Genomic DNA, 1635 nt, shown 5'->3' with positions numbered 1-1635 from the left:
GGCCAGTTCCTGAACCACGTCCTGCTTGAAGCCACGGTATTCGATCGCATCGTACATGCGGCCCAGTACACGGGCGGTGTCTTTCATCGACTCTTTGTAGCCGATCTGCGAACCGGACGGCCCGAGGTAGGTCACATGTGCGCCCTGGTCATAGGCTGCCACTTCAAACGCGCAACGGGTACGGGTCGATGCTTTTTCAAAAATCAGCGCGATGTTTTTGCCAAGCAGATGCGGCTCTTCGTTACCGGCGTACTTGGCACGCTTCAGGTCACGGGACAGGTCCAGCAGGTAACGGATTTCGCGTGGAGTAAAGTCCAGCAGACGCAGGTAATTACAGTTCTTCAGGTTGAAAGCCATGCTGATAATCCTGTGGGTAAAGCCAGCATCAGGCTGATCGCTGTCGTATTGCCTGATGCTGAAAATAAAAGCAGAGCTGGAGATGCATGGATACGGACACTCCATTGGAGGAGAACAAACCGAGCTTGAATGCCCGCTTGCATGCATCTGTGGTGCCAACTCTGAAAAAAGAGAGACTTGCATGGTGCCCGGATGGGATTCGGGCTGATCCGCCATGCATGGGCATGGCGGATGTGTACTGCTTTTTATCTGCGCCGGGCGTAAGCCCGGCGTGTCTTGCTTAGACGCGGGTTACATCGCCTGTCTGGTTCGGGAAGTAGTCTTCACACGTGCCTTCGCGGTAGACGTCGGCGGTGGAGCAGTGCAGGCCGCCACCGAAGGCGTAGGCGTCGCGGAAAGGCATCGGGATCACGTTCATGCCCAGCTTGTCCATCTGTTCCATCTGGTTCACTTCGGATGCTTCGACGATCACTGTCTTGTGGTCGAGGACCAGGCAGTTCATCGACAGCCACACCGAGCTGTAGCACAGCGGAGGCGGTTCTTTGTGGGCAGGCATGGCGGCATCAACAATCTGCCAGCCGTTCTGCTCGAAGATCTTGCGCTGTTCAACCGGCAGACGGCGATGCGGGTTGTTGATGATCAGACCGGGGCGCAGCGGCACGAAGGTCGCGTCGATATGGATAGGGTAGGGGTCGCCCGGGAAGTTGACGGCGTGGATGCGCAGCTCGGGATACTTGCGCTTGAACCATTCCATCGCCTTGCGGTTGGTGGTCAGGCCATGCTGGATAAACAAATCCTTGCCCATACGCATCACGTCGGCGGCATCAAACAGGATTTCTTCTTCGGTGGTGACGAAGTCCTTGTTGGCGGTGCGCACCAGACGGTCTTCCAGCGAGATTTTTTCGTCGTAGTAGTTGTGCTTGTACGACTTGTCGGACAGGCGTGGGCGTGGTGCCTGGGTCCACAGGAACTCGGGGTCTTCGTTGAAGTACTGCGACATCAGCGGACGGAAAGCGAGGTATTCCCAGTAGCGGCAGCGGAAGGACATGGCCGCTTCGATGATTTCGTTACCGATGGTGAGCAGGGTGTCGCGTGGCGGCATGCAGGTCATCATCGAGTCGGTGCGGAAGTCCGGCGTGTTGACCGGCTGGTTCCAGTTCAGCGGACTTGGACGGTCGACTTTGATGCCGCGCTCTTGCAGCACCTTGGCCAGGTTGTCGAGCTGGATGTTGGCTTTTTCAACGGTTTCCAGTGGACGTGGGCCCCACATGCCGCGCA

General features: G+C 57.4%; 2 protein-coding genes. Both read right to left on the bottom strand.

Annotated elements, in window-relative coordinates; genetic code table 11:
* On the bottom strand, positions 1–357 hold a 357-nt coding region (locus tag EGI20_RS18450; RefSeq protein WP_498633151.1), incomplete at its 3' end, for a Rossmann-fold NAD(P)-binding domain-containing protein.
* 280 nt (positions 358–637) lie between these two features.
* Positions 638–1635: serine/threonine protein kinase (locus EGI20_RS18445; RefSeq protein ID WP_498633150.1), on the bottom strand; the 998-nt coding region annotated here is incomplete at its 5' end.

The sequence above is a fragment of the Aquitalea sp. S1-19 genome (assembly GCF_024343515.1).
The sequence above is the reverse complement of the archived record's forward strand: the minus strand, read 5'-3'. Positions and strand labels throughout refer to the sequence as shown.